Source organism: Paenibacillus sp. 01T422, from assembly GCF_056398785.1.
This window is the reverse complement of the sequence record NZ_JBFTQB010001043.1, coordinates 1-2,918: the sequence shown is the minus strand read 5'-3', so window position 1 is coordinate 2,918 and position 2,918 is coordinate 1. Positions and strand designations below refer to the sequence as shown.

At 39.8% G+C, this 2,918-nt stretch carries 1 protein-coding gene and 1 pseudogene; one reads left to right on the top strand and one right to left on the bottom strand.

All coding sequences use genetic code 11. From position 1 onward, the window contains the following. Positions 1-546: 546 nt before the first annotated feature. Positions 547-1,733, top strand: a pseudogene (locus tag AC1DUA_RS35255) (ArsB/NhaD family transporter). 108 nt (positions 1,734-1,841) lie between these two features. Here the strand turns inward: AC1DUA_RS35255 and AC1DUA_RS35250 are convergent. Then, entirely contained in the window at positions 1,842-2,444 is a 603-nt protein-coding gene (locus AC1DUA_RS35250; protein ID WP_477504166.1) for a hypothetical protein, read from the bottom strand. Between the last annotated feature and the right edge of the window lie 474 nt (positions 2,445-2,918).

The following is a 2,918-nucleotide window of genomic DNA, read 5'->3' as shown; positions in this document are numbered from 1 at the left end:
AGCCAAGATAACCAAAAAAGGGGCAAAGATCATACCAGCATAAAAATGCCATCTCCATATGGCTGCATATAAACTCTTRGCTCTCGTYGTTTGTTGCGCTCCATTTACCATTTCAAYACTAATACTCATGAATCATGACTCTCCCTTTCASTCCAGCTMARATTAACTGTCTAMAGTATACTTGGAAGCTGARAGTTTGAAATGACTCATAAGGGCTATARATGCAAYTAATGTTTGAACGAGAATATAAACGCTTATTGTTAAATAAACGCTATACTTGATATGAAATTGACTACATGAGCTAATAATTCGATTTACTACTATGAGAAAGGAGAATATATGAATGAACTCATCAAATTTCTGGTCACCGCGTCTCTTTTTCTCATATGGATGGGTGTGTTATTTGGATTCATCATCTATGCAGCCTTCGATGATAATAAACAAAGACAAAACAATTTGTTTATTGGTGCAGGAGCAATAACAGTGTCAAGTACACTCCTTATTGGATATTTATTGTCAAAACGCAAATAACATTTAGGAGGAATTATGGAACAGCAAGCAATTTTAGCAATCGGCATCTTTCTAGTTACATACGGCATGATTATTGCTGAGAAAATTCATCGTACGATCGTCGCTATGCTCGGCGGCGTCCTCATGGTTGTCCTCGGCATTGTGGATCAAGAATCAGCTTTGCACCTTCTGCTAAAAAAGCGAAAGGCGATCCGGTCCGTATTCTGATATCACTCGTGATGATTACTGCGGTTGGTTCGGCTTTTCTAGACAACGTTACGACCGTACTCTTAATGGTGCCCGTTACGTTCAGTATCACTCGGCAGCTGAGGGTGAATCCCGTGCCTTTCCTTATAACTCAAATTTTCGCTTCTAATATTGGTGGTACAGCTACATTAATCGGGGATCCRCCGAATATCATGATCGGAAGCGCGGTTAAAGAGTTAACGTTCATGGCTTTCATCAATAACCTTGCTCCCATTGCATTCATTATCATGGCTTGCATGCTACCCATATTCGTCTTTATGTTTCGCAAACAGATACAGAGCACACCAGAATTAAAGATGAGCATCATGCAAATGGATGAAAAACAGGTAATTACCGACCGTACTTTACTCATCAAGAGTGTTTCCGTATTGGGACTTACAATCGTTGGTTTCTTCCTACATCAAATGCTTCATCTGGAATCAGCAACCGTCGCGTTGAYAGGAGCMTTTATCYTGCTTCTTCTAACCGGTGAACACGCCATGGAAAACGCTTTTACCAAAGTGGAATGGACCACAATTTTCTTTTTCGTTGGGCTCTTCGTACTTGTATCGGGTCTTGTAGAGACCGGTGTCATCTCAAAACTAGCCGCGCAGGCTATTGAGTTGACAGGAGGTAATCCAATCGCGACATCGATGTTAATTTTATGGCTCAGTGCGATCGCTTCCGCCTTTCTAGACAATATCCCTTTTGTTGCGACGATGATTCCAATGATTCAAGAAATGGGTAATATGGGTGTAGAAAACCTGGAACCATTATGGTGGAGTCTTGCGCTAGGTGCATGCCTAGGTGGGAATGGCACATTAATTGGGGCGAGTGCCAACTTAATCGTAGCAGGGCTGTCAGCTAAGGAAGGTCATCCGATTAAATTTGTTACATTCATGAAATACGGCTTCCCTCTCATGATTTTCTCCATCTTATTAGCCAATATTTACATTTATGTTCGATACTTAATTTAAGGGAAGAGAATTACATTATGAAATTAACCTATGAGTGGAATAAGGATATTGTAGAAATTAGTGAGACACAAGTCTCTAATGAGTATGAGTTTACGATACGTCTTCTCTCTAACTCCTATGTACAAGAGGAATCCCTTCCCTAGTAGGCAAGTAGCATGAGTCTGCACTGATTAAATCACTTTCCTTAAGAGATTGATCAAACGACAACGCCAGCTGTTTAGCCTCTTCAATCGTTATCGCTGCATACATGGGTCTTCTTAGTCGTTTCTGTTCCAAATCTGTATGTAGCGTACCCTCGATCCGCTTGATGACACCTGAGCGATCTATCTCCACAAGTAACTGTTCCCCACAAACGGGTCTGTTGAAAAGCATTCGCTGCATGTACACGCTAGTTGATGTGTTAGATGGTTCGACAGAAACAATACTCAAATCTTCTTTTACGCGTCTCAAGCCGTACAATATCTTAATTTTATCTAAATATTCGTATGTGATCCAACCTGGAGAATGTTGAGAAGACTTTGTTAATTTACCTGAAAGTAAATCAGGAGTTTGGGTTTGCAAATTCCACTTTATAGAAAGTGAATAATCACTTTCCGTACGGATCTTTTCGAGCAGATCTGACGACTTTTTAGAAATTGAAGGGCTTTCAGGATCTGGTGCCAAAATAGATAGTGATAGTATTGTCGACAATATGATTTTAGAAGTTAGCAAGGAATATCCTCCTCATGTAGGAATTGGGCGATACTTGTATATAAGTATCGCCCAATCTCACTCTATCCATGCGAAGCGAGATTCAAGGCCTGGCTCCATAAAGCATAGTACACCTTCAGAAGGAAAAGGATTGATTGTTTCGTGGTTTTCTTTGATCATCTCGCGAAAATAATCCAACTCTACTGAGCTAATCGGGTTTCATATTACTAAATCCGCGTCTATAAGACTTTTGAACTTGTATAAGCCGAGTAGCAACTGGAGGCATGCTTACAATATGATTGTTATTGTTACTTTAAGCTACCTGATTAAAATGGGTAGCACATAAATTGCAATATAATCTGTATACGGATGTTAGAAATATCGAACAACAAAAAGAAGCCTAAGAGCAGAAAATTTCTACTCTCCGGCTTCTTCAAAGTGTGATAAATCTCCGGCTCATCCGAACATCCGATCAATATTTTTTTTCAACAAATC